Source organism: Synechococcus sp. N19 (genome assembly GCF_900474045.1).
Classification (GTDB): domain Bacteria; phylum Cyanobacteriota; class Cyanobacteriia; order PCC-6307; family Cyanobiaceae; genus Parasynechococcus.
Window position 1 is genome coordinate 107,922 of the sequence record NZ_UCNR01000018.1, and the last position, 21,547, is coordinate 129,468.

Genomic DNA, 21,547 nt, shown 5'->3' on the forward strand with positions numbered 1-21,547 from the left:
CACCTATGACTTGACCGTAGTGAGCAGGAGATGAACCGTGCTGGAGCGCACCATGTCGCTTAAGGATCTGAAGAAATCGTCGTGTCGGTCTCCTCATCGACCGCATCGATCAAGCTCGAACTGAGCGACGTGTCAGACAGCTCGTCGTAAAGCAGATCCAGACCGATCAGCACCCGCTCGCGATCGGAGAGGTCACCGATGATGCGGCGCACCGGCGGGGGAAGAATCTTGGACAAGGTCGGCGTTGCCAGGATCTTGTCTTCTTCCGCCAGTTGCGGATTTTTGAGCACATCAATCACCTTGAGGGCATACACCCCCCGGAATTCGGTCTCGAGGATGTTGCGCAGCGTTTTCAACGCCCGCATCGAATTGGGCGTGTTGCCCGCCACGTAAAGCTTGAGGATGTAGGTCTTGCGGGGACTCATGACGACTCCTCCGAGGCATCGAGCTGATCCGTCGGGCGACGTACACGGCTGGAAGCCGTGCCCGACAGAGGAAGGTCCGGCGGAATGGAGCGCCGGTACATCTCACACAGATGCGCCATCACATCAAGAAGCGCAAGGCGGTAATCCTGAAGAAAGTCATGTTTGTGGCCCTCCAGACTCAGTTGTTTCCAGAATTCATCGATGAGATCCACGTGGATCTCAACGGTGCGGGTGATCGGCAGATCACTGAAGAAAGCGGTGTTGACGAAGCTTTCCAGGGCCTGATTGGCCGCGGCCGGATCGCTGAAATAATTCGCCAGCAGGTCCCGATAGGTGCGTTGAAGCGACAGCAGCAGATCCCGGCGCTCCTCGGGGGGCAGGCTGCCCAGGAAGCGCGATGGATCCCGTTTGTAGAAGACCCCTAGGTAGCCGAGTCGCTCCTGCAGGCGATCGGAGAGGTTGCTGACGGCGCGGGAGGAGGAGCTGCTGTCGTCCGTGCGTCCGTCGGCACGACCCTGGCGCAGAAAACGCGAAATGGCCGCATCCACGTTGTATCCCAGCTGGGCCAGCTGGTCGTCGGGCAGATGCAACTCCTCGGGGTGGTAATCCACCTGCCCCTTGACCTCCCCAACGATCACGGCGGGAAAAAGCAGACCCGCCGCCAGCAGTTGCTCCTTGGCTGAAGCATCGAGCAGGCTCTGCTCGAGCACCACAGCGTCGAAGTCGTCCTGCTGGGGTCCGAGAACAGCCGCCAGGGTCTCCCCAGGATCAACCGTCAGAACAACAGACTCGTAACGGTTGGCCGGCAGCCAGGGGCGGCAGGCTTCCACCAAGGCTGGGCTGGCCAGCACGAGAGCAACAGTGAGGGCCGGCCTGGCCATCCGGGCATCCGCATCGTCTAGGTATCTGAATCTTGACGATGGGGCGCGTCAGAGACGAAGATCTTTGTTTGTCTTTCGATTGCGGCTCAGGCCTGAATCGGTTCGCCGAGCCTGAACGCGTCTTTTCACCTTATGGCCGACACCAAACCAGCCGCGGAACAGAGCGGTACCTACGCCATCGTTGAGGCGTCGGGCACCCAGATCTGGCTGCAGCCCAACCGCTACTACGACATCGATCGGCTTCAAGCTGAGGTGGATGACACCATCAAGCTTGAGAACGTTCTCCTGGTGAAGGACGGCAAGGGCACCACCCTCGGCCAGCCCTACGTCAAGGACGCGACCGTGTCCCTGAAGGTGATGGCCCATCGCCGCGGACCCAAGGTGATCGTTTACAAGATGCGCCCAAAAAAGAAAACCCGCCGCAAGAATGGTCACCGGCAGGAACTCACCCGGGTGATGGTTGAGTCCATCTCCGTGGGCGGCAAGGCCATCAGCTGACCTCTCCCCCTCGCTTCATCAACCGCCCCACCAGCATCTCTTCTCATGGCACATAAAAAAGGCACAGGCTCAACCCGTAACGGCCGCGACTCAAACGCCAAACGCCTTGGTGTGAAGGCCTACGGCGGCGAAACCGTCACCGCCGGTTCCATCCTGATCCGCCAGCGCGGCACCTCCGTTCTGCCTGGCGTCAATGTCGGCAAAGGCAAGGACGACACCCTATTTGCCCTTACCGACGGCATCGTGAAGTTCGAATCGATACGCCGCGGCCTGCGCAACCGCAAGCGCATCAACATCACTGCAGCGGTCTGAGTTTCAAGGCCAACGTCAATCCAAAGCCCCGATGCCAGCTGGCACCGGGGCTTTTTTGTTGGGAGCTTGTGTTGCCGCAGCCTCAGGAACGCCGGTACAGCCGAGCCGTGATCAACAAGGGGTGAAACACCTCAAGGAACTGAGCCTGCAGGGTGCGGAAAAACCCATCCACGAGGGCCGGATCATCGAAATGAAAGGGGTACTCGCCCTGATGCCCTTTGAAGAAGTACCAGTTCAGAAGCGCGATAGCCCCGGGGGCCATCCGCTGGTGAAACTCCAGCAACTGCGCCGAGGGATCCGGCAAGTGTTCCAGCACATCGAGGCAGACCACCGCATCGAAACGAACATCGCCCGTGCCGCTGAGGTCGCGATGCACCGAGAGCTTGTCCGCCAGCCCCAGGCTTTGCGCCCGTTGCTGAACAAAAGCCTGGTTATGGGGATTGAGGTCGACAAACCAGACGTGGTCGACCTCCGGCAGCGCCGCCGCTGATAGGGCGTGGGTGCCGATGCCACCGCCGAAATCCAGCACCTGGCCCTGCACCGCCATGCCCTGCAGCCGCAGCGTGTTGGCGATGTAGTCCGCACTGGAGAGGTGCCAGGCCGCCAGCTCCAGCAGGTGTCCCGTGCCCACCGTGTCCTCATAGAAGGCGGTGGCGTCCTCCGGCCGGAACGCACCGGGATGGAGATCCGCCAGGTCGTCGGTGCTGCTGGGCAGACGCTGCTCAAGCTGATCCAGCGTCAGGTCGAGGTAGCGACTGAGGTGTTGCTTGATGCCCAAACCGTCCGCCAGAAAAGCGGAGACGTCCGCGTCCGTGCTGCTGCGGAGCTGGGGCATGGATGGGCATCAGATAGCAGCCAACCTACGCAGCCGGCGGAATGCAACAGTCAGGGCACCCCGCTCCAGCCCCGGTGAACGGCCCCTTCGGCTTCGTGGTGATCGACAAGCCCGCAGGCCTCACCTCCCACGCCTGCGTCAGCCGTCTGCGCCGCAGCTACGGCCTCAAGCGCGTGGGCCATGGCGGCACCCTTGATCCTGCCGTCACCGGGGTTCTCCCCATTGCCCTAGGGCCGGCGACCCGATTGCTGCCCTACCTCCCCGGGGAGAAGACCTACACCGGGGTGATTCAGCTGGGCCGGCGCACCATCAGCGACGATCTGGAAGGAGAGCTGCTGGAGCAGCAGGCCTGGCCATCCCTCAGTGAAGCCGAGCTCAACAGCAGCCTGGAGGCGTTCCGGGGCTCGATTGAACAGCGTCCGCCGCAGGTCTCCGCCGTCCATGTGGATGGCGAACGAGCCCATGCCAGGGCACGGCGCGGTGAAGCCATGGATCTGCCGCCACGGGCCGTCACCGTGCACCGGCTGGAGCTGTTGGATTGGAATGCGGCCCTGGGGCAGCTGAGCATCGAGGTGCACTGTTCCGCCGGCACCTACATCCGCTCGATCGCCAGGGATCTGGGGGAGCGCATCGGCTGCGGAGGTTGTCTGGCCTCCCTGCGCCGCACCCAAGCCCTGGGGTTCCATGCGCATCAGGCCCATCCCCTGCCAGAGCGAGACGCTATGCCGCCCGATCCCCTCTCGCCGCTGCTGGCCCTGGGGGCCCTGCCCCGACGTGATCTCAGCGAAGCCGAGCAGATCGACTGGCGCTGCGGCCGACGCATCGCGATGGATCCAGGGCCTGGAGAGGCGGTGGTGGTGTGCAATGCGGATGGAAGCATGGCCGGCATCGGCCACCGCGAGAGCGAAGGTCTGCTGCGACCCAAGGTGGTCTTCGATGCAGCAGGCTGAAACCAACCGGTCGCTCAGTACTCTCCGAGCGCATCCCGCCCTGCCCTGACGCGATGGCTGGCCACAGCAAATGGTCCCAGATCAAACGCACCAAGGCCGTCGTCGACGCCAAACGTGGTGCGGTATTCACCCGGCTGGGGCGGGAAATCATGGTGGCGGCCCGTGCCGGAGCCGATCCCGCCGGGAATTTTCAGTTGCGCACGGCCATCAGCAAAGCCCGTGCCGCTGGGGTGCCCGCCTCCAACATCGAGCGGGCCATCGCCAAGGGGTCAGGTCAGGCGGGTGATGGAGCCCAACTCGAGGAGGTGCGCTACGAGGGCTACGGTCCCGGCGGCATGGCGGTGCTGGTGGAAGCGCTCACGGACAACCGCAACCGCACCGCGGCGGATCTGCGGCTGGCCTTCAGCAAGAACGGCGGAAATCTGGGGGAAAACGGCTGCGTGGCCTACCTGTTTGAACACCGCAGCGAAGTAATCCTCAACGCCGGCCCCGACGATGAGGAACGGTTACTGGAAAGCCTCCTGGAGCTGGAGGCCGATGGCTATGAGCTGTTGGACGAATCAGTGATCGTGCACGGCCCCTTTGAGGCCTTGGAGAGCCTTCAGGACGGCTTGCGACGGGCTGACTGGAATGTGCGGGAATGGGGCCATCACTGGTCCGCCCAGACCAGCGTCTCTGTGAACAATCCCGACACCGCCCGCAGCTGCCTCAAGCTGCTGGATGCCCTCGACGGGCTCGACGATGTGCGCAGCGTCAGCGCCAACCTCGATCTCGCCGACGGACTGGAGCTCGACTGACGCCTCCTTGAAGTTTGTCGTCAGCAAATCCGTACCAAAGCTTGAGGCCCTGAGCACCGATCGACCCCAGCGCTAGGCCGAAGACATCCCTTCTGGAGGATCGCCATGTCCATGAAACAGCTGGAGACGTTCATGTCGCGGGTGCAGAGCAACGACTCGATCCGCGATGAGGTGCAGCGCTGCGGCAAGGACAACTCCTGCGTGGTCAAGGTCGGGGCCAAACACGGCCACAAGTTCTCGCCAGCACACCTGAGCCGCTGGCAAAAGGAACACTGACACCCGACCAGGCTGGCGGCTGGGGCCCCCTCAGGGGGACTCAGTCGCCTTCTCCTCCTCGCCATCGGGTTGCTGACGGATCATCCGCGCCAGCATCTCCAACTTGGCGTTTTCCGATTCCGAGGCCCGGGTGGCCATCCAGGCACTGGCCGCCTTCTGCTGGGCCAGCTGCTGCACCAACGCCAAGGCCGTCTCGCGCAACTGCTCAAGGTCCTGACAGTCCTGAATGAAGCGCGTCCAGCGTTCTGCCTCAAAGCTCTGCTCAAGGCGCCGTTCCACGGGGTCGATGCTCATCGCCGCTGCTCTCGGCTGTTCAAGCTAAAGCCGCTGCATCGCACCAGAGCCAGACATTGGGATGGGTCAGCAGCCAGCTGGCGGGCAGCGCAGGATCCGGCTCCCTTAAGTCCAACAACCGCTTGAGGATGCCGGCCTTGGCGGCGCCGGTCACCACCAGATGAATCTCAGCAGCCTCGAGGATCTCCCACAGGCCCAGGGTGATGGCCCGCTGCGGCACAGCCTCAACGCAACCATCGAAGAGCACCGCGTTCTGCTGCCGGGTTGCAGGGGTCAGCTCCACCTCATGGCAGTGCTGATCAGAGGGACAAGGCGGCTCGTTGAAACCCACATGACCATTGCTGCCGAGCCCCAGAAGCTGCAGGCCGATGCCGCCACAGCCGCTGAGCTGCTCGCCGTAGCGCCGCGCGGCAACCGCTCCGTCAGCGGCAGTGCTGTCGGGCAGATGCACCGCTGAGGCGGGCAAGCCCAAGGGTGCAGCGAGGTGGTGGTTGATGTAGGCCCTGTAGCAACGGGGATCGTCCGCCGAAAGCCCGAGGTATTCGTCCAGATTGAAGCTGCACCACCGGGCCCGCAGGGCCTCCAGCTCATCGGCAGACCACGACTGCAGCCGGTCCACCAGGGTGCGATAGAGCGGCTCCATGGTGCGGCCCGTGGCGAGGCCCAAGGGCTTCAGGGGATCAGGCCCCTGCCAACTGCGCAGATGACGCTCCAGATGGGCCGCCAGCACAGCGCAGAGATCCGTGTCACTGGAATGGCGTTGCAGACGACAGGGAAACCGTGCCAAAGGGCGAAACCGGCATGTCTCTCCAGAATGGCTTCGTTGGGGGCTTCAGCGCCAGCGATGGATTGTGGTGCGGCTGGTAGGGAACAACCTCAGCCCCGCGGTAGTAGTGCCGAAGAATCGAGCGGAAGTGAGCCCCCTGCTCCGCCAGACCATGGGCTCCCCACTGACTCATGCCAACGCCATGGCCATAGCCCTGGCCCTTCACCAGCAGCTGGAGTCCGCCAGCGGACCAACGACGCACCGACGTCTTGCTAACCAGCACCGGCGGAGGGGCCACCAATAGGGGCGGCCGTGCTCCCCGCTGGCGAGCCACCGATGCGGTGATCCGATCAATGCGGGAGCCCGGGCGGGCGGTTGCAGTCCCCCGCCGCACCGGAAGCTCCACGGGAGAACGCTGCCCCCCCGTGACCATCTCAAAGTTCACCAGCGTGCTTTTGAGTCCCAACCGCTTGCGCAGCTCGCCGCCGCTGAGCACCAGCGATCCGCGGGGCCCGCGCACGCGGGCCTCACGCACCCGTCCACTGGCGGAACGACTCAGCACCTCAACGTCCTGGAGCCCACCGGTTTCGGGCAGCCGCTGACGCAGCCCAGCCGAATCAAACCATTGTTCCCAGCGGTGCACCGGGCTGTGCTGATCGTGATCGGGGACGCTGACCAGATAGGGATGCTGGCGGCGCCAGACCATCCCACTCGCCTCGGTCACCCCGCCAGAACTGCTGTGGAAGACGGCATCGATCAGGCGACCCCCGTGCACGAGCACCAGCGAACGGGTGCTCGCCACCGCCTTGAGTGTGCTCGGCGTTTCCGACTCCACTCCGCGGTACACCTGACTCGCCACCGTGGCCTTCACATCCCAGGCACCACCGCGGCTGCGTTGTTTCAACGCATAGGTGCGAGCGGCCACGGCCTGGGCCTGCAGGGCAGCCAGTGGCCAGCGGTGGGGCATTTCGCTGCCGACAACACTAGCGAGATAGGTCTCAACGCCCAGGCTGTTGACCACCCGCAAGGTGCCGCCGCGGCCGCTGACGCTGAGCACACCGCGGTAGCGACGCCCTCTCAACCAGATGCCCCGTGGATCGTCGTTCTGCACCGTCACCAGGGTGCTGGGGGCCAGCCGCATCGATCGGCCATCCACAGTGGCGCTCAGGCGGGCCCCTTTAAGGCTGAGCTGCAGCCGCTGTGGCCGTCGCTCGCCGCCGGGGAGTCCCTGCACCCGCAGCGGCAATGCGCCATCGGAGTGCAGGCTGACCTGGTTGCTCTCCAGCAGCAGCACGCGCATCTGCGGCTCGCGGCCGCGGGCCAGCACCACCGGTGATGGAGCGATCACAGCGACGAGCACCAGACCGACGGCAACGGAGGCGCTGCGCACGCTGGAGATCAAGAGGCGCCCCAGTGTGCCGCCTGTTCCTGGGTTCAGCCAGATGGCAGCATGAGTCCTGAGGAGCACCGGCCTTGCAGGTCACATTTCTCGGTACGAGTTCTGGGGTACCCACCCGGGCCCGCAACGTTTCAGCCGTGGCTTTGCGCTTGCCGCAGCGCTCGGAGATGTGGCTGTTCGACTGCGGCGAGGGAACCCAACATCAGTTTTTACGCAGTGATCTGCGGCTCTCGCAGCTACGCCGGGTGTTCATCACCCACATGCATGGCGACCACGTGTTCGGCCTGCCTGGTCTGCTCGCCAGCCTCGGGCTCGCCGGCAGCAGCGCCGCAGGGGTGGATCTCTACGGGCCGGACCCGCTGGAGAGCTACCTCAATGGTGTGCTGCGCACCAGCTCCACCCGGATCGGCTATCCCCTCGCTGTCCATAGGGTCCGGGATGCAGCCGAGCAGGGCACGCTGCTGTTCGAGGACGACGACTTCATGGTGCGCTGCACCCCGCTCACTCACCGAGTGCCGGCCTACGCCTATCGCATCGAACAGAAGCCCCTGGCCGGTCGCTTCGACATTGAGAAAGCACGGGAACTGAACATCCCACCCGGCCCCGTGTACGCACAGTTGAAGCGGGGTGAAACGGTGACCCTGGAGGACGGTCGCAGCATCGACGGCACCAGCCTCTGCGGTGAGGAACGGCCCGGTGTGAGCGTCGTCTATTGCACCGACACGGTGTTCTGCGAAGCGGCCGTCGAGCTTGCCCGCGGCGCGGATCTGCTGATCCATGAATCCACCTTTGCCCATGGCGAGGCAGAGATGGCGTTCCAGAAACAGCACTCCACCAGCACCATGGCTGCCCAGACGGCCGCCGAAGCGGGTGTGGGGCAACTGGTGCTCACCCACCTCAGCCCGCGCTACGTGCCGGGCAACCCGGTCACGCCCCAAGACCTGTTGGACGAGGCCAAGGCGATCTTCCCCAACACGCTGCTGGCCAAGGACTTCCTCAGCATTGACGTCAAACCACGCTGCAACAGTTCGTGATCCGGCCACTGAGGGTCACTTCCCCGTGATACAAGAGCTTGGTGCGGTGAATGCGTCACACCCCCTTACCTTCATGGCCTCTGTGTTCTCTTCCTTGCGACGGTCCCTGAAGGGCCTTCTGGTCCTCATCCCGGTGCTGATCGGTTTGGCCGTTATCTCTCCGGCTCAGGCGGCCCAGTGGGACGCTGAGACCCTGACGGTTCCGGCAGATCCCTCCGGCACAGAGGTGACCTTCAGCGATCGTGAAATCGATGCTGGCCGCAAGGTGTTCAACACCAGCTGCGGCACCTGCCACGCCGGCGGCATCACCAAGACCAATCACAACGTGGGCTTGGATCCTGAGACCCTGGCCCTGGCCACCCCGGCCCGCGACAACGTTGAGGCCCTGGTCGACTACATGAAGGACCCCACCTCCTACGACGGTGAGTACAGCATTGCTGACCTGCACCCGAGCATGCGCGACGCTGAGCTCTACCCCGCCATGCGCGATCTCGATGATGAGGATCTGCGCCTGATGGCTGGCTACATCCTGGTGTCGCCCAAAGTCCAGGGCAGCGCCTGGGGTGGCGGCAAGATCTACTTCTGATCAGCTTCTGCCGATCAACTCCAATCAAAATCGTTTGTCCCCGGCGGCCTCAGGTCGTCGGGGCTTTTTGTTGGGGGACTCACCTGCTCAGGGGCCATGGAGTTGGGATGGCGGCTATACCACCACTCCTGCAGATCCCGACTGAAACGAACGGAGAACAGGGTCAGCACGGTGGGTGTAGGCCTGCCCCCTGGTTGCAGCAGTTCCACGGCGTAGGAGGGGCAACGCCGGGCCGCCAGGTCGGGCACAAACCGCCGTCCGATCCGTCGCCAGCTCGGCTCCTTGCTGCGCCAGGCCAGACGACAGCAGGGCCAGGGCAGTTCTTCGCGATCAAACAACCGGCAACAGGGCCCGATGACGCGGAAGCTGTACTGACCGCCGGGGCTGGTGTGAACGCTGCCGGGCTCCAGAAGATCGTCGACTTCGGGGCGGCTCACGGCAGGAGAAGACAAGGGACACGCATGGAAGACGACCAGACCAAAAAAAACCACCCCCGAAGGGGTGGTTGAAGACACGTCCAGTTGAAGGACAGAGGCTCAATAGAGCTCTTCTTCGGCGTGGGTCTTGATGGTGCAGTCGCTGGTGGGGTAGGCGACGCAGGTCAGCACGAAACCAGCTTCGATCTGGTCGTCGTCCAGGAAGCTCTGGTCGGACTGGTCGACGGTGCCAGCGGTGATCTTGCCGGCGCAGGTGGAGCAAGCGCCAGCGCGGCAGGAGTAGGGGAGGTCGATGCCCTGCTCTTCAGCAGCGTCGAGGATGTACTGGTCGTCGGGCACTTCGATGGTCTTGTTCAGACCTTCGCTCTCGGAGACCAGGGTGACCTTGTAAGAAGCCATGATTGATGAATGCGTACAGGGTTCCGGAAAACCCGGTCCTGCAGAACGATACATTTTTACTTCAAATAGGTGCTCAACCTGACGATTCCGGGGGCACTGGGGAGGAGGACCAATCGGAGACCCCACTCTGATAAGCCTGGCTTATAGGGCCAGGTCTAGCGGCGGCGGATCTCCAGCAGCCCCCAGCGGCCCTGTGCCGCCTCGGCGGTGACCGACCAGCCCAAGCCCCCGAGAACCTCCTTCAGGCGCGGTGCCTGATCCACCAGGAGCCCACTGAGCAGAGCGCGCCCATCGGGCTGAAGCAGCCCCTCGAAACCCGGGGAGAGGGCTTCAATCACCGGAGCCAGGATGTTGCAGAGCAGCAGATCAGCGCGGCGGGGCGCGAGCAGATCGCTCAGGGTCTCCACAGAACCGAAAGCCACCTGAAGCTCAGCCTCCGATCGGTCGTTGAGGCCGCGGTTGTCCGTTGTGGCACGCACCGCCAGGGAATCGGTATCAGCGGCCACCACCGACTCCGCCCCCAGACCCAGCGCAGCGAGGCCCAGCACCCCGCTGCCGCAGCCCAAATCGGCCACAAGCGCCCCCAGGGGAGGCGACTGTTCCAACGCCTCCAGGCAGAGCCGGGTGGTGGGGTGACTTCCGGTGCCGAAGGCACTGCCGGGGTCCATCTTGATCACCAGCCGATCGGCATGCTCTGGCGGTACCTCCAGCCAGGCCGGCAGGATCAACAGCCCCGTACCGACAGGATCGGCCTGCCAATGCTGTTTCCAGCTGAGGCTCCAATCCTCGTCGGCCACATCGTCCCAGTGCCCGTCGGGCAGGCTGAGTCCAAAGGGCTCCGCCAGCGGCTGCAGGCTGGCGACCAGCTCCCGCCGCTGAGGCTCCGGCCACTCCGGTTTCGGGAGCCAGACCAACAGCGTCTTGCGATCAGGCGTTTCCGGCGCATGCTGCACCGCATGGCGATGCAGCCCCAGATCCGTCAATTTCCACACCAGCGACTCCTCCAGCTCCGGAGGACATGGGAGTGTGAGGCGCCACCACATCAGAGCGTGACCGGGTGTGCTTCCTGGATGCCATCGATGGCCGTGATCGTCTGCAGCAGATCTGCTGGGATCGGATCATCGATGCTGAGCACCATCACCGCATCACCGCGAACGATTTTGCGGCCCACCTGCATGGAGGCGATGTTGACGTTGTGTTCGCCCAGCAGAGAGCCCAGGTGACCAATGATTCCGGGCATGTCCCGGTGCCGGGTGAACAGCATGTGGCTGCTGGGGGTCACATTCACCGGGAAGGCATCGATGCTGGTGATGCGCAGATCGCCATCGGCAAAGACGGCACCGGTGACGCTGCGGCTGCCCTGATCACCACGGGTGGTGATTTGCAATGAGCCTCCGGCGAAGTCGCGGCTGCTCTCATCTTTGACCTCTAGCACCTGGATGCCGCGGGCCTTGGCCTCGAGCGAGGCATTCACGAAGTTGATGCTGTCACCCAGGCCAGCGCTGAGCAGACCCTTCAGGGCAGCAATCACCAGAGGCTGGGAGGGATGGCTGGCGAATTCACCTTGCAGGCGCAGTTCCATCTCCTTCACATGACCGCCAGCCAGCTGACTGACGAGCAGACCGACCGTCTCGGCGAGCTGGAGATGGGGCTTGAGCCGCTCCATGATCTCGGCGCTGAGGCCGGGAATGTTGACCGCACTGCGGGCCGGCAGACCCAGCAGCACATCACGGATCTGCTCCGCCACATCGATCGCCACATTCTCCTGAGCCTCTTCCGTCGATGCACCGAGGTGGGGCGTCAGCACCAGACCACGCTCCACCGCCCGCAGGGGGGAGTCTTCCGCCAGGGGCTCACTGGCGTAAACATCCAGGCCCGCACCGGCGATCACACCGTTGTTGATGGCTTCAGCGATCGCCGCCTCATCCACCACGCCGCCGCGGGCGCAGTTCACGATCCGCGCCGTGGGCTTCATCGTGCGCAGCAGCTCCGCATTCACCAGGTTCTCGGTGTCCTTGGTGCGCGGGATGTGCAGGGTGACGTAGTCGGCGGTTCGGAACAGCTCATCCAGCTCCAGCAGCTTCACCTGCATCCGTTGAGCCCGGTCAGCAGCAATGAAGGGGTCGTAGGCGATCACATCCATGCCCATGGCCTGGGCAACCCGGGCGACGTGGGATCCGATCTTGCCGAGACCGACCACCCCCAGAGTCTTCTTGTAGAGCTCGTTGCCGACGTATTTCTTGCGGTCCCACTTGCCGGCCCGCATGCCGCCATGGGCCTGAGGGATGTGCCGCGAGAGGGTCAACATCATCGCCAGAGCGTGCTCCGCTGCAGCGATGGTGTTGCCCTCCGGCGAGTTCACCACGAGCACACCCCGCTGGGTGGCCGCAGGCACATCAACGTTGTCGACGCCGACGCCGGCGCGGCCAATGATCTTGAGACGACTCGCCGCCGCGATCACCGCTGCGGTCACCTGGGTGCCGGAACGGATCATCAATCCGTCGTACTCACCGATGATCCCGATCAGCTCCTCCTCCGAGAGGCCGGTGCGCTGATCCACCTGCGCCACTTGGCCAAGGATGTCGATCCCGGCCTGGTCGATCGGATCGGAGACAAGAACTTTCGTCATCGAAAGGCGCAGAACTGCCGCGGTGAACTGTAGAGATCGACATCCACCACCGCCTCCAGTTCGAAGCACAGGGTTCAGAATTCAGCGCATTGGATCTGAATGCCCCATGCCCGTCTGTGTGATGGTGATGGCCGATGCCCCTGCGGCGGAAGGCCTGACCCAGCGGCTCCGGGACACCGATCTGCCGCTGCTGAAGTGTCTGACCATCCCCCCTGATGGGGATGCCATCGACAAGGTTGCCCTGCTAAACCCCAACCTCACGCGCCAACAGCGGCAGCGAGGCATGGCCCGCTGGCTGATGCCCTTCGGTTTCCTGGCAGGGGTCACCTTCACCAAGATCACCACCCTCACCACCTTCGCCAGCTTTGGCCCCTGGGGCGAAACCCTGATCGGCGGCCTGCTGGGCATGGGCTCCGGCCTGATGGGGAGCTACGCCGCAGCCGCCAGCGTGGATTCAGACAACGATGCAGGCGTGCGGATCCTGCGCAACCGCCGCGACGAAGGACGCTGGCTGGTGCTGCTGGAAACACCTAATGGCATCGAAGCCCCCTGGCAGGTGATTCAAAAGTCGCGGCCGCAGCAGGTGGTTCGCCTCGACGACCTGTGATGCTGCCCCGGGAGGAGCTGCTGGCGGGGGCCCAGAACCCGGAAGGGCTGACGTTGCTGGTCGATCTCGCGGAGCAGGTGTTGCGCACCTGGCAACCGGCCTGGAGTCCCTTTCTCAGCGCACCGCTGCGGGAGGAAGCCTTGGCACGCCTGGGCAGTCTAAGTGAATTGACCTGGATCAGCGATGGCGGCTATCCAGGCGCCGAACGCCAACGGCTGCTCTGCCACCGTCGCGACGACAGCCCTGATCCAGCAGCCCCGGTTCAAGGCCTGCTGATTGAAGGCAATTTCCTCTTCGACCCCCTTTCCCCCGAGGATCTGCGCGAAGCGTTGAAGGCCATGGGCGTCGATGTAGACAACATCGGCGATCTCTGGGTGCGCGGCGATCGCGGCGGGCAAGGGATCTGCACCCCCAGTGCTGCCGAAGCCCTGCATGGCCGCCTGGGGGCCGTGCGCGAGGTGGAGATTCGCTGCGAATCTCGTCCTGTGGAGCAGTTGCAGCAGCCTGTGCAACGCAGCGTCCGCACCCTGCAGACGGTGGAAGCCTCCTGTCGCCTGGATGCGATTGCATCGGCTGGATTCGGGCTGTCCCGAGCCAAGATCGTGACCCACGTCAAAGCTGGGCGTCTACGGCTCAACTGGGGCAACGTGCGTCAAGCGAGCCGTGAACTGGTGGTGGGCGACCGGCTGCAGCTGCAGGATCGCGGCTCGGTGGAGGTGCTCTCGCTCACGCGCACCAAACGGGAGCGCTGGCGCGTTGAACTGCGCCGCAGTTGAGTTGAGCTGCCCACCAGCTGCTACTGTTCAACCTCGGTCGTTGAAATCACAAGATTTCAACTGATCGATGTCGGGCGATTAGCTCAGGGGTAGAGCACTACATTGACATTGTAGGAGTCACTGGTTCAAATCCAGTATCGCCCACTTTCCCTGTAGGGACTGCGTTTTATAACTTCAGACCTCGCGATGACACGTACGATTGTCGTTGGCTTGGGTCGCTCAGGTTTGGGAGCTGCGCGTCTGCTCAAGCAGCAGAATCGCGATGTTGTTGTGTTCGAACGGGGCGATAACGAAGCCCTCCAACACACCTCGAAAATCCTCGCCAAAGAGGGCATTGAGGTGGTACTTGGGCAGCCCCTGACCCTGGAGAGCTTTGACGCCTGGCGCGACAACCTGGACGCAGTGGTGATCGGCCCTGGCATCCCCTGGGATCATCCAACCCTGGTTGAGCTGCGAGCCGAGGGCATCCAGGTGCGCGGCGAGATGGATCTGGCCTGGGATGCCCTTCAACAGATCCCCTGGATCGGCATCACAGGAACCAACGGCAAAACCACGGTCACCCATCTGCTCAACCACGTGCTGGAAGCCTCAGGCCTTACGGCACCGATGGGGGGAAACATGGGCCTCTCCGCCGCTGAACTGGCCTGCCAGATCAGCGGCGGAGCCACACCGCGGCCGGATTGGCTCGTGATGGAACTGAGCAGCTACCAGATTGAGGCGGCGCCCGCCGTGGCCCCAAAGATCGGCATCTGGACCACGCTGACCCCAGACCATCTCGAACGCCACGGCAGCATGGAGGCCTACCGGGCCATCAAACGCGGGCTGCTTGAACGCTCGGCGTGCGCCCTCTTCAATGCCGATGATCCAGACCTGCGCCAGCAGCGCAGCAGCTGGAACCGCGGCACCTGGGTGAGCAGTGAAGGCGCGCGTCCGGACAACCAGCCCGCCGACCTCTGGATTGATGACGAGGGCATGGTGCGCAACACCACCACCCGCTTGTTTACGGCTGATGCCCTGGCGATGCCGGGCTGCCACAACCGCCAAAACCTGTTGCTGGTGACAGCTGCCGCCCTCGAGGTCGGCCTCTCCCCCCAGCAAATCGCCGACGCCTTGCGCACATTTCCGGGCGTACCGCACCGGCTTGAGCAACTGGGCACGTTGGCAGGAGCTAGCGTGTTCAACGACAGCAAAGCCACCAATTACGACGCAGCCGAGGTTGGCTTGCGGGCCGTGCAGGGGCCCGTCGTGGTGCTGGCCGGGGGGCAGACCAAACAGGGCGATGCCAGTGGCTGGCTCGAGCAGCTGCACACCAAGGCCTGCAGCCTGATCCTGTTCGGTGCGGGGGCCGATGAGCTGGCCAGCCTGGCCAAAACGGCTGGATACCCCGGCGAACTGCTGCAGTGCCCGGAGCTCGAGAGCGCTGTAAACCTGGCTGAAACGGCCATACAGCGGCATCAAGCCTCATCGCTGCTGCTGTCACCGGCCTGCGCCAGCTTTGATCAATACAGGGATTTCGAGGCCAGAGGAGACCACTTCCGCACCCTGATCACCCCCCTGCTGGACGTCGCCTGAGACCAAACGAACGCAATGGGATGCATCTGGGCCTAACGGTCCGATGATGGTGTGAAACAAGCCTTGCGACGTGGCCTTCTGGTTGATGAAAAGCGAACCCGACGCCTACGGGATCGATGATCTGCGGCGCGAGGGCACCACGCTGTGGGACGGCATTCGCAACTACCAGGCCCGCAATTTCATGCGCAGCATGGAGGTGGGAGACCAAGCATTTTTTTATCACTCCAATTGCAAGCCCCCCGGGATCATCGGGCTGATGGAAGTGATGAAGACCGGCCTGGTGGACCCCACGCAATTTGATCCCACGGCCAAGTACTACGACCCCAAATCAAGCCCCGAGAAACCACGCTGGGACTGCGCACGCCTGCGATTCCTCGGCGAATTCGACGCCCTGCTCAGCCTCGACCAACTGCGGGAGCTCTACAGCGAAGAGCAGCTGCCCGTGATCAAACGCGGCAACAGGCTCTCGATCCTTCCGGTCCCCACCGATACCGCCAACGACCTCCTTTCACGGCTTGGCCAGCTCCACTGAAATCCCACTGGTCACGCTGCTGCCACGGGCCTGGATCGGCTTCAGCCGGGGGCCCTGGCGCTGTATTGGCTTGGCGGCGCTGGTGTTGATCAGTGCCAGCGGCCCTGCGGTGATCGGCCACGACCTGCGCCTGGCGGGATCCCCATGGCTCAATCGGTTGGGGGACCTCTCAGTGTTGATCGGCCTGGTGCTTCCGCTGCTGCCTCTCCTGGGCCTGCTGCAACTGACGGATGGCCTGCTCCCCGACCGACGCGACGACCGCCCCCAACAGAGCTGGAGACAGCTGCTGCGCCGGGCCTTCACCCTGGTGATGCTTGAGCTGGTGCTGGTGCTGGGGGGCGTCGGATTGATTCAGTCGTTGAGCTGGGCGCTCGGACGCTGGAGCACGGCCTTGGCAGGTCTGAGCGTGCTGCTGGGGGGAGTGGTGCTGCTGAGCTGGCTGTTCAGCCAAACCCTGGCCCTGCCCCTGCTCGTGCACGAGCGCTGCCGAGCGCTTCAGGCGATGGACCACAGCCGACAGCTGGTGCACCGCAATGGGCTCAAGGTGCTGGCGCTGTTGGGGATGCTGCTCGGCCTCAATCTTCTGGGGCTGATCGGGGCCACCCTGGGGCTGCTGCTCAGCCTCCCATTCAGCGCCCTGGTGCTGATGGCCTGCTGCCGGCCTCAGACCCCATTGATCAGCGTTTCTCGGCGGAACATGTTTCCGACGTAAACCCGGGTGATCTCCCGGGATGCCTGACCATTCTGCATCAGGAAGCCGGCAAGCGCCGCCTGAACCAAACGGTATTGATCCCAGTTCGGATGTTCTTCGATGAAGTGGGTCATGGCCTGCTGGAGGGGCTGCGGCACTTCCGATTGGAAACTCACAACACTGGTCTCAGCCGCGGCTTGCTCAAGGCCTTCCGGCATCTTTTCACTTCGAAACGAACACTAGTTCTCCACACCACGGCGCCGCCGTCAAGAGCCCCCAACACGGGGCCATTCTCACGAATCTCCAAGCGAGATCCCTGCCAGAAAGCCACTCCTGCACTGGTCGAAGCGCCGGCCTAGACGGAACTGCGCAGCCCGCTGCCATCGTCAAGCAAAAACAACGACAAACGGGGGATTTCCACAGAAACCCGCCAGGGCGGCGTTAACGGCCCATGGCCTGTGGAAAAACTGTGCAGAGCGACAGGCAAAGGGCGGGGGAAATCAATGACTCAAAAACGATTAGCTGGATTAATCAATGCTGCGAGTCCCACAACGTTCTCAAGGCCGCTGCGGCCGCCGCCGCCGCTGGGGCCGGCCACTCCCCCTGCGCCGCACGTCCCTCCAACGGGGTGAGCAGGATGCGCAACTCCCATTGGCTGCGATCACCGCTCAAGCATCCCCACCACACGCCACGATCCAGCTCCAGCTCAATCGATTCCTCGGGCATCAGTTGGTCAACCAGACCCCTGTGCTGCTGCTCCAGGGTTGCCACAAGATCCACCAGATCCCGCCACTCCGACTCGGTCAACTCAAACGCCCAGCGCTCTCCCCCCACAAGAACGCAAAATTCGCCGCGGGAGGGGTCGTGCGACACCCGCCATCCGTCCCCCTCCTGCTGAATCACAGCCGATGGATCAACCAGGCAGCAGATCGGGCTGGTCTTGCTCGTCGCTCAATTCCACGATGGCCCGTTGCACCGGCTTGACGCTGGACTCCTCCAGCAGACCGTCGAAGTCGTCGAAGCGGCGCTGCTTGGCCCGGAAGGCGATCCGCACCGTCGTCAGATAGCGGTTACTTGATTGACGAATCAAGCTTTCGCCACGCTTGGCGAGATCCTTGGAATCCACTCCGGCCGAAAGCACAGGCTTCTTGATCAAACAAGTTCAGATTAATTGGTGACCGTCTCAGGCCAGCTGATCGGTGTGAAAGGGCACGTGCATGGGGTAAGCCCGCTGACGGGAGCCTGGAACCCGCAACACGATCTGGCGCCCCATCCCCAAAGCCGCCAGGGGCAAGCGCAGATCAGCGACCAAACCACTCAATTCCTCGAGATGCGCATCATCGATGCACTCGATGCGGATGCTGCCCCAGCTGCGACGCATGCGACAGCTCCGCAGCGGCTCCAGCCTCTCCTGCAGTTCAGGATCTTCCCGGTAGAAGGAGAAGATCAGCTGTTGCAATCGATCCATCGCCGCCAGTCCCCCTAGTCTCATCCTGACTTCACCGTGCCCTGAGCACGGTCAGAGATCGCGTGGGCGAAGAAAAGCTTCAGCATTCAGACCAACGGGGCGGAACACTCGCCATCGATTTGGGCAGCACCACCACGGTGGTGGCCTATCAGGGACCGACCTCCACAAGGGCCGATCTGCTGAACCTGCCCGCCATCTGCAGCCGGGCCGGTGAAATTCCCACCCTGGTCTGGGAGGCATCCCAATGCCCCCTAATTGGTCGGCAGGTGCTCGAGTCAGGCCTCAATGACTCCGTTGACAGCCGTCTGCATCGCGACTTCAAAGGCCGCATCGGTCAAGCGGATGCCCCAGAGCAGGACGCAGCCCGCTGGGCTGGAGAACAGCTGCTTCAACAGATCTGGAGCCGGCTCCCCAGCGATCTCCCGGTGGAGCGGCTGGTGCTGACCGCCCCGGTGGAGTGCTACCGGGCGTATCGCAGCTGGTTGCTGCAGGCCTGCACCACGCTGCCGGTGGCCGAGATCGCCCTGGTGGATGAACCCACAGCAGCCGCCATGGGTGCAGGGCTTCCCGCTGGTTCCACTCTGCTGGTGGTGGACCTGGGCGGAAGCACGCTGGATCTGGCCCTGGTGGCTCTGGAAGGAGGGGAAGGTCGTGCCGCACCGATAGCCCAATTGCTGCGGCTGGGGGGGCGCAGCCTCGGGGACAAAAGCCGCCAGATGCTGCGCACAGCAAAGGTTCTGGGCAAAGCCGGGCTGCGCCTCGGGGGCCGTGACATCGATCGCTGGATTGTGGACCGCTGCTGCCCGGGTCAACCCGCCAGCACCCCCCTGCTCAATGCCGCCGAACGGCTCAAATGCCGGCTGAGCAACACCGACTTAGGCGAACGCGAGCCCCTGATGGAGTTGGCGGTGGATGAGCAGGAGCATGAGCTCCGCCTGTCGCGCAGCGAACTCAACGCGCTTCTGCTGGAGCGCGGCTTCGGAGACGCCCTCGAACAACTGCTGGAGAGCTGTCTCGCCGGCGGTCGCCGCAATAACTGCAGCCTTGAAGATCTGGAGGGCGTAGTGGCCGTCGGCGGCGGTGCCCAGCTGCCCCTCCTGCGCCAGTGGCTCTCCGAGCACACGGCGCCAGCGCCCTTGCTCACCCCGCCACCGGTGGAGGCTGTGGCCCTGGGTGCGCTTCAACTCACGCCAGGGGTTGCCATTCGGGATGTGCTGCAACACGGTGTTTCCCTGCGTTTCTGGGATCAGCGCAGCAACAGCCACCGCTGGCACCCCCTCTTCGTGGCCGGTCAACCCTGGCCGAGCCCCGCCCCCCTGGAGCTGGTGCTGGCCGCCAGCCGCACCGGTCAACGCAGCTTGGAGCTGGTGCTGGGGGAGCCCATCCCGCAGGGGAGCCACAGCGTGGTCTTCATCAATGGTTTGCCGACCCTGCAGGAGCAGACCGCCGGGGAGGTCTCCCATCAGCCTTGGCCCGGCATCGAGCTGGTGCTGCCTCTGGATCCCGCCGGAGAGCAGGGCGAAGACTGCCTACGGCTGCGCTGGAGCATTGATCAAGAAGCGCAGCTTCAGCTGGAGATCAACGATCTGCGTTCAGGTCGGACGTGGTCCCAGCCAACGCTGGGGGCTGTCCGATAAGACTGACCCATAAAGACTGTCCGATAAGACGTCCGTCCACAGGCCCTTGGAACGGGAGCCGTCACTCCATAAAACAGAACCAACGTTCAGCTCCACCCTTCGTGGCGGCACCGCGTCAACTGCTGCTTCGGCTCTGGGGTGTTGGAACTCTGGGATTGGTGCTGGCGATTGCGACAGGTGCCTATTGGTGGGAACAACAACTGCCGAAGCGGCTGCAGAGTGCCCTCGCTGCCAACGACTACGAGGCCTGCATCCGCACCAGTGAGCAACTCGCCTCCCTGCGCTGGTTGGGACAGGGCGCACCGCAGGAGCAGGCCCTCTGCCGCCAGAAGCACGCCGAACATCTCTGGGACCAAGGCGATGCGATCGCTGCCCTCACGCTGCAGCAGCAACTGGTCGCCTCGGGCCATGGCGACCTTGCCCTCCATCGCAAGACCCTCGAACGCTGGCGCCAGGCTCTGATGGATCAGGCGATTGCTCTGTTTCGTGAGGGAGACCTGCAGCAGGCACTCGCGTTGCTGGATCCCCTCAAAGGCAGCGCGCGCAGCTCCATCAGCCAACTCAGTGCAACGCTGATGGAGATCTGGAACCGCAACCAATTGGAACAGCGTCGGCTAGTTCAACTGGTGGAGCAAGAACGCTGGTGGGAGGCCTTGGACAGCCTCAACAAACTCGACCATCCCTGGTGGCAGCAGCAGGCAAGTGCCACCCGTCAAGAGGTGGAGAGTGCCATTCAGGCCCTCGATGAGGCCCAGCAACACCAACAGCACCCAGCGGTGCGTGCCGACGTCATCAGCGGTGACCGGCTGGATGCCGCCGTCGAGGATCAGTTGCTCCAAGGTCTGGACCCCTGGACGGCCTTTTCGATGGGCTGCAGCGACCTTGGCGGTCGCGTCGAAGAGGACGGACCGGAAAGTTTCTGTCGACGCTCGTCCCCGAGCCCGTGACAAGATGAACCCGTGGATGACTCAGGTGCAATGCAGGCGGGCGACAGGGTGACGGTGGAGGCATCCGTCGTTGTGTTCAACCATCCCGAACACCGGGGCCAGGCCTTTGACATGAAAGGGCAGACCGGAGAGGTGGCGAACGTTCTCAATGATTGGAAGGGTCGGGTGATCAGTCCAACGCTTCCTGTGATCGTTGCCTTCGGCCGCTACAAGGCCCATTTCCGCGCCGACGAACTCAAGCCTGCCGGCTGAGTCGGCTCAGGAACACCCCCTCCTCACCATCAACATCCCTGAGGCGGAGCTCGATGGTTTCGCTGCGTCGAGTCGGCACAACGCGACCACAGAAATCAGGCTGAATCGGAAGCTCCCGATGGCCTCGATCCACCATGGCCAGCAACATCACTCGCTGCGGGCGCCCCCAGCTCTGCATGGCTTCCAGGGCGGCGCGCACCGTCCGCCCTGTGAAGATCACATCGTCCACCAGAATCACCTGGCGGTCCTCAATGCTGGTGGGGAGAGTCGTGAGCTGGGGCAGACGGGTGCCGATGCGCTCCAGATCATCGCGATGGAACGTGGGATCAATGGCCCCCTGGGAGATGGCGTGGCCTGTCAACCGCTCCAATTCCCGCGCCAAAACCCTGGACAACTGAACGCCGCGGGTGGGGATCCCCAACAGCATCAACCGACGGCTGTCTTCGGCGCTCTCCAACACCTGCGACGCCAAACGCGACAGCGTTAGACCAAGCTCACGCTCCGAGAGAATTTCGATCCGTTCAGGGTCGGCCATGGAGGATTGAGC

30 protein-coding genes and 1 tRNA gene are annotated in these 21,547 nt (G+C 63.7%); 16 read left to right on the plus strand and 15 right to left on the minus strand.

Going from position 1 to position 21,547, the window contains the following annotated elements:
- Positions 1-59: 59 nt before the first annotated feature.
- Together kaiB and DXY02_RS11475 are read right to left on the minus strand one after the other, a co-directional pair.
- Complete coding sequence (gene kaiB / locus DXY02_RS11470; protein WP_114989467.1) at positions 60-425, minus strand: circadian clock protein KaiB; 366 nt, start codon at positions 423-425, stop codon at positions 60-62.
- A complete protein-coding gene (locus DXY02_RS11475) occupies positions 422-1,306 on the minus strand; it encodes a circadian clock protein KaiA (RefSeq protein ID WP_114989468.1) in 885 nt (294 codons plus the stop codon). The genes kaiB and DXY02_RS11475 overlap by 4 nt, the downstream gene beginning before the upstream one ends.
- A gap of 132 nt (positions 1,307-1,438) precedes the next feature.
- Here DXY02_RS11475 and rplU point away from each other — a divergent pair, with 132 nt between their 5' ends.
- A complete protein-coding gene (gene rplU / locus DXY02_RS11480; protein WP_011365073.1) occupies positions 1,439-1,804 on the plus strand; it encodes a 50S ribosomal protein L21 in 366 nt (121 codons plus the stop codon).
- A gap of 45 nt (positions 1,805-1,849) precedes the next feature.
- On the plus strand, positions 1,850-2,116 hold the full coding sequence (gene rpmA / locus DXY02_RS11485; RefSeq protein ID WP_114989469.1) for a 50S ribosomal protein L27: 267 nt from the start codon (positions 1,850-1,852) through the stop codon (positions 2,114-2,116).
- Between the two features lie 82 nt (positions 2,117-2,198).
- Here the strand turns inward: rpmA and DXY02_RS11490 are convergent, their stop codons facing one another.
- Positions 2,199-2,951 carry a bifunctional 2-polyprenyl-6-hydroxyphenol methylase/3-demethylubiquinol 3-O-methyltransferase UbiG gene (locus DXY02_RS11490; protein ID WP_114989470.1) on the minus strand — a complete coding sequence of 251 codons (753 nt, stop codon included), beginning with the start codon at positions 2,949-2,951 and terminating at the stop codon, positions 2,199-2,201.
- Between the two features lie 41 nt (positions 2,952-2,992).
- Between DXY02_RS11490 and truB the strand changes: the two genes are divergently transcribed.
- The 3 genes from truB (at position 2,993) to DXY02_RS11505 (ending at position 4,974) form a co-directional block, all read left to right on the plus strand.
- On the plus strand, positions 2,993-3,901 hold the full coding sequence (truB, locus tag DXY02_RS11495) for a tRNA pseudouridine(55) synthase TruB (protein WP_114989471.1): 909 nt from the start codon (positions 2,993-2,995) through the stop codon (positions 3,899-3,901).
- A gap of 53 nt (positions 3,902-3,954) precedes the next feature.
- Positions 3,955-4,698: a YebC/PmpR family DNA-binding transcriptional regulator gene (locus tag DXY02_RS11500; protein ID WP_114989472.1), complete on the plus strand. Its 744-nt coding sequence runs from the start codon at positions 3,955-3,957 to the stop codon at positions 4,696-4,698.
- A 105-nt stretch (positions 4,699-4,803) separates the two neighbouring features.
- A complete protein-coding gene (locus DXY02_RS11505) occupies positions 4,804-4,974 on the plus strand; it encodes a Nif11 family protein (RefSeq protein WP_071823080.1) in 171 nt (56 codons plus the stop codon).
- A gap of 30 nt (positions 4,975-5,004) precedes the next feature.
- Here DXY02_RS11505 and DXY02_RS11510 read toward each other — a convergent pair whose 3' ends face one another.
- From DXY02_RS11510 to DXY02_RS11520, 3 genes are read right to left on the minus strand one after another with little or no spacing between them, the layout of a single operon-like run.
- Positions 5,005-5,268: a hypothetical protein gene (locus tag DXY02_RS11510; RefSeq protein ID WP_114989473.1), complete on the minus strand. Its 264-nt coding sequence runs from the start codon at positions 5,266-5,268 to the stop codon at positions 5,005-5,007.
- Between the two features lie 19 nt (positions 5,269-5,287).
- The gene (locus tag DXY02_RS11515) at positions 5,288-6,055 is read right to left on the minus strand and encodes a glucosamine-6-phosphate deaminase (protein WP_244276319.1); all 768 of its coding nucleotides are present in this window, start codon (positions 6,053-6,055) and stop codon (positions 5,288-5,290) included.
- Entirely contained in the window at positions 6,015-7,502 is a 1,488-nt protein-coding gene (locus tag DXY02_RS11520) for a SpoIID/LytB domain-containing protein (RefSeq protein ID WP_114989475.1), read from the minus strand. The genes DXY02_RS11515 and DXY02_RS11520 overlap by 41 nt, the downstream gene beginning before the upstream one ends.
- Before the next feature lie 5 nt (positions 7,503-7,507).
- On the opposite strand from DXY02_RS11520, the gene rnz reads away from it, so the two are divergent.
- On the plus strand, positions 7,508-8,467 hold the full coding sequence (gene rnz, locus DXY02_RS11525; RefSeq protein WP_114989476.1) for a ribonuclease Z: 960 nt from the start codon (positions 7,508-7,510) through the stop codon (positions 8,465-8,467).
- A gap of 73 nt (positions 8,468-8,540) precedes the next feature.
- Entirely contained in the window at positions 8,541-9,053 is a 513-nt protein-coding gene (gene psbV / locus DXY02_RS11530) for a photosystem II cytochrome c-550 (protein ID WP_222929014.1), read from the plus strand.
- 14 nt (positions 9,054-9,067) lie between these two features.
- Here the strand turns inward: psbV and DXY02_RS11535 are convergent, their stop codons facing one another.
- The 4 genes from DXY02_RS11535 to serA form a co-directional block, all read right to left on the minus strand.
- Complete coding sequence (locus DXY02_RS11535) at positions 9,068-9,490, minus strand: hypothetical protein (RefSeq protein WP_114989565.1); 423 nt, start codon at positions 9,488-9,490, stop codon at positions 9,068-9,070.
- A gap of 99 nt (positions 9,491-9,589) precedes the next feature.
- Positions 9,590-9,889 (minus strand): ferredoxin, encoded by a 300-nt coding sequence (locus DXY02_RS11540; protein ID WP_006043345.1) that lies wholly within the window; start codon positions 9,887-9,889, stop codon positions 9,590-9,592.
- A 155-nt stretch (positions 9,890-10,044) separates the two neighbouring features.
- Positions 10,045-10,932, minus strand: coding sequence for a 50S ribosomal protein L11 methyltransferase (gene prmA, locus DXY02_RS11545; RefSeq protein WP_114989478.1), 888 nt, complete (start codon positions 10,930-10,932; stop codon positions 10,045-10,047).
- Entirely contained in the window at positions 10,932-12,518 is a 1,587-nt protein-coding gene (gene serA / locus DXY02_RS11550; RefSeq protein WP_114989479.1) for a phosphoglycerate dehydrogenase, read from the minus strand. Before serA ends, prmA begins: the two co-directional genes overlap by 1 nt.
- Before the next feature lie 106 nt (positions 12,519-12,624).
- Between serA and DXY02_RS11555 the strand changes: the two genes are divergently transcribed.
- The 6 genes from DXY02_RS11555 to DXY02_RS11580 all read left to right on the plus strand — a co-directional run bounded on the left by DXY02_RS11555 (position 12,625) and on the right by DXY02_RS11580 (position 16,717).
- Positions 12,625-13,125, plus strand: a complete 501-nt coding sequence (locus tag DXY02_RS11555; RefSeq protein WP_114989480.1) for a hypothetical protein — start codon at positions 12,625-12,627, stop codon at positions 13,123-13,125.
- The gene (locus DXY02_RS11560; protein ID WP_170951577.1) at positions 13,125-13,901 is read left to right on the plus strand and encodes a photosystem II S4 domain protein; all 777 of its coding nucleotides are present in this window, start codon (positions 13,125-13,127) and stop codon (positions 13,899-13,901) included. The genes DXY02_RS11555 and DXY02_RS11560 overlap by 1 nt, the downstream gene beginning before the upstream one ends.
- 72 nt (positions 13,902-13,973) lie before the next feature.
- Positions 13,974-14,045: transfer RNA gene (locus DXY02_RS11565), tRNA-Val, on the plus strand.
- Between the two features lie 42 nt (positions 14,046-14,087).
- Positions 14,088-15,473, plus strand: coding sequence for a UDP-N-acetylmuramoyl-L-alanine--D-glutamate ligase (gene murD, locus DXY02_RS11570; RefSeq protein WP_114989482.1), 1,386 nt, complete (start codon positions 14,088-14,090; stop codon positions 15,471-15,473).
- Positions 15,474-15,558: 85 nt separating this feature from the next.
- On the plus strand, positions 15,559-16,005 hold the full coding sequence (locus DXY02_RS11575) for an EVE domain-containing protein (protein ID WP_114989566.1): 447 nt from the start codon (positions 15,559-15,561) through the stop codon (positions 16,003-16,005).
- The gene (locus DXY02_RS11580) at positions 15,989-16,717 is read left to right on the plus strand and encodes a hypothetical protein (RefSeq protein WP_170951578.1); all 729 of its coding nucleotides are present in this window, start codon (positions 15,989-15,991) and stop codon (positions 16,715-16,717) included. The genes DXY02_RS11575 and DXY02_RS11580 overlap by 17 nt, the downstream gene beginning before the upstream one ends.
- Here the strand turns inward: DXY02_RS11580 and DXY02_RS11585 are convergent.
- From DXY02_RS11585 to DXY02_RS11600, 4 genes are all read right to left on the minus strand, one after another.
- Entirely contained in the window at positions 16,669-16,914 is a 246-nt protein-coding gene (locus DXY02_RS11585) for a DUF2811 domain-containing protein (protein ID WP_114989484.1), read from the minus strand. The genes DXY02_RS11580 and DXY02_RS11585 overlap by 49 nt on opposite strands.
- Positions 16,915-17,227: 313 nt before the next feature.
- Positions 17,228-17,599 carry a DUF1818 family protein gene (locus tag DXY02_RS11590; protein ID WP_114989485.1) on the minus strand — a complete coding sequence of 124 codons (372 nt, stop codon included), beginning with the start codon at positions 17,597-17,599 and terminating at the stop codon, positions 17,228-17,230.
- A gap of 10 nt (positions 17,600-17,609) precedes the next feature.
- Entirely contained in the window at positions 17,610-17,837 is a 228-nt protein-coding gene (locus DXY02_RS11595; protein WP_025362489.1) for a DNA-directed RNA polymerase subunit omega, read from the minus strand.
- Positions 17,838-17,879: 42 nt separating this feature from the next.
- Positions 17,880-18,164 (minus strand): hypothetical protein, encoded by a 285-nt coding sequence (locus DXY02_RS11600; RefSeq protein WP_114989486.1) that lies wholly within the window; start codon positions 18,162-18,164, stop codon positions 17,880-17,882.
- Between the two features lie 62 nt (positions 18,165-18,226).
- Between DXY02_RS11600 and DXY02_RS11605 the strand changes: the two genes are divergently transcribed.
- From DXY02_RS11605 to DXY02_RS11615, 3 genes are all read left to right on the plus strand, one after another.
- Positions 18,227-19,801: an Hsp70 family protein gene (locus DXY02_RS11605; protein WP_114989487.1), complete on the plus strand. Its 1,575-nt coding sequence runs from the start codon at positions 18,227-18,229 to the stop codon at positions 19,799-19,801.
- A gap of 101 nt (positions 19,802-19,902) precedes the next feature.
- A complete protein-coding gene (locus DXY02_RS11610; RefSeq protein WP_114989488.1) occupies positions 19,903-20,748 on the plus strand; it encodes a hypothetical protein in 846 nt (281 codons plus the stop codon).
- 30 nt (positions 20,749-20,778) lie between these two features.
- Positions 20,779-21,000 (plus strand): ferredoxin-thioredoxin reductase variable chain, encoded by a 222-nt coding sequence (locus DXY02_RS11615; protein ID WP_025362490.1) that lies wholly within the window; start codon positions 20,779-20,781, stop codon positions 20,998-21,000.
- On the opposite strand, the gene pyrR is transcribed toward DXY02_RS11615, so the two are convergent.
- On the minus strand, positions 20,984-21,535 hold the full coding sequence (gene pyrR / locus DXY02_RS11620) for a bifunctional pyr operon transcriptional regulator/uracil phosphoribosyltransferase PyrR (protein ID WP_114989567.1): 552 nt from the start codon (positions 21,533-21,535) through the stop codon (positions 20,984-20,986). The two genes, DXY02_RS11615 and pyrR, sit on opposite strands and share 17 nt — an antisense overlap.
- Positions 21,536-21,547: the final 12 nt, after the last annotated feature.

Excerpts from the sequence above, each read along its gene's own strand:
- kaiB (WP_114989467.1), bottom strand. The coding sequence starts at position 425 with ATGAGTCCCCGCAAGACCTACATCCTCAAGCTTTACGTGGCGGGCAAC.
- DXY02_RS11475 (WP_114989468.1), bottom strand. The coding sequence starts at position 1,306 with ATGGCCAGGCCGGCCCTCACTGTTGCTCTCGTGCTGGCCAGCCCAGCC.
- rplU (WP_011365073.1), top strand. The coding sequence starts at position 1,439 with ATGGCCGACACCAAACCAGCCGCGGAACAGAGCGGTACCTACGCCATC.
- rpmA (WP_114989469.1), top strand. The coding sequence starts at position 1,850 with ATGGCACATAAAAAAGGCACAGGCTCAACCCGTAACGGCCGCGACTCA.
- DXY02_RS11490 (WP_114989470.1), bottom strand. The coding sequence starts at position 2,951 with ATGCCCCAGCTCCGCAGCAGCACGGACGCGGACGTCTCCGCTTTTCTG.
- truB (WP_114989471.1), top strand. The coding sequence starts at position 2,993 with ATGCAACAGTCAGGGCACCCCGCTCCAGCCCCGGTGAACGGCCCCTTC.
- DXY02_RS11500 (WP_114989472.1), top strand. The coding sequence starts at position 3,955 with ATGGCTGGCCACAGCAAATGGTCCCAGATCAAACGCACCAAGGCCGTC.
- DXY02_RS11505 (WP_071823080.1), top strand. The coding sequence starts at position 4,804 with ATGTCCATGAAACAGCTGGAGACGTTCATGTCGCGGGTGCAGAGCAAC.
- DXY02_RS11510 (WP_114989473.1), bottom strand. The coding sequence starts at position 5,268 with ATGAGCATCGACCCCGTGGAACGGCGCCTTGAGCAGAGCTTTGAGGCA.
- psbV (WP_222929014.1), top strand. The coding sequence starts at position 8,541 with ATGGCCTCTGTGTTCTCTTCCTTGCGACGGTCCCTGAAGGGCCTTCTG.
- DXY02_RS11540 (WP_006043345.1), bottom strand. The coding sequence starts at position 9,889 with ATGGCTTCTTACAAGGTCACCCTGGTCTCCGAGAGCGAAGGTCTGAAC.
- prmA (WP_114989478.1), bottom strand. The coding sequence starts at position 10,932 with ATGTGGTGGCGCCTCACACTCCCATGTCCTCCGGAGCTGGAGGAGTCG.
- serA (WP_114989479.1), bottom strand. The coding sequence starts at position 12,518 with ATGACGAAAGTTCTTGTCTCCGATCCGATCGACCAGGCCGGGATCGAC.
- DXY02_RS11555 (WP_114989480.1), top strand. The coding sequence starts at position 12,625 with ATGCCCGTCTGTGTGATGGTGATGGCCGATGCCCCTGCGGCGGAAGGC.
- DXY02_RS11560 (WP_170951577.1), top strand. The coding sequence starts at position 13,125 with ATGCTGCCCCGGGAGGAGCTGCTGGCGGGGGCCCAGAACCCGGAAGGG.
- murD (WP_114989482.1), top strand. The coding sequence starts at position 14,088 with ATGACACGTACGATTGTCGTTGGCTTGGGTCGCTCAGGTTTGGGAGCT.
- DXY02_RS11575 (WP_114989566.1), top strand. The coding sequence starts at position 15,559 with ATGAAAAGCGAACCCGACGCCTACGGGATCGATGATCTGCGGCGCGAG.
- DXY02_RS11585 (WP_114989484.1), bottom strand. The coding sequence starts at position 16,914 with ATGCCGGAAGGCCTTGAGCAAGCCGCGGCTGAGACCAGTGTTGTGAGT.
- DXY02_RS11600 (WP_114989486.1), bottom strand. The coding sequence starts at position 18,164 with ATGGATCGATTGCAACAGCTGATCTTCTCCTTCTACCGGGAAGATCCT.
- DXY02_RS11615 (WP_025362490.1), top strand. The coding sequence starts at position 20,779 with ATGCAGGCGGGCGACAGGGTGACGGTGGAGGCATCCGTCGTTGTGTTC.
- pyrR (WP_114989567.1), bottom strand. The coding sequence starts at position 21,535 with ATGGCCGACCCTGAACGGATCGAAATTCTCTCGGAGCGTGAGCTTGGT.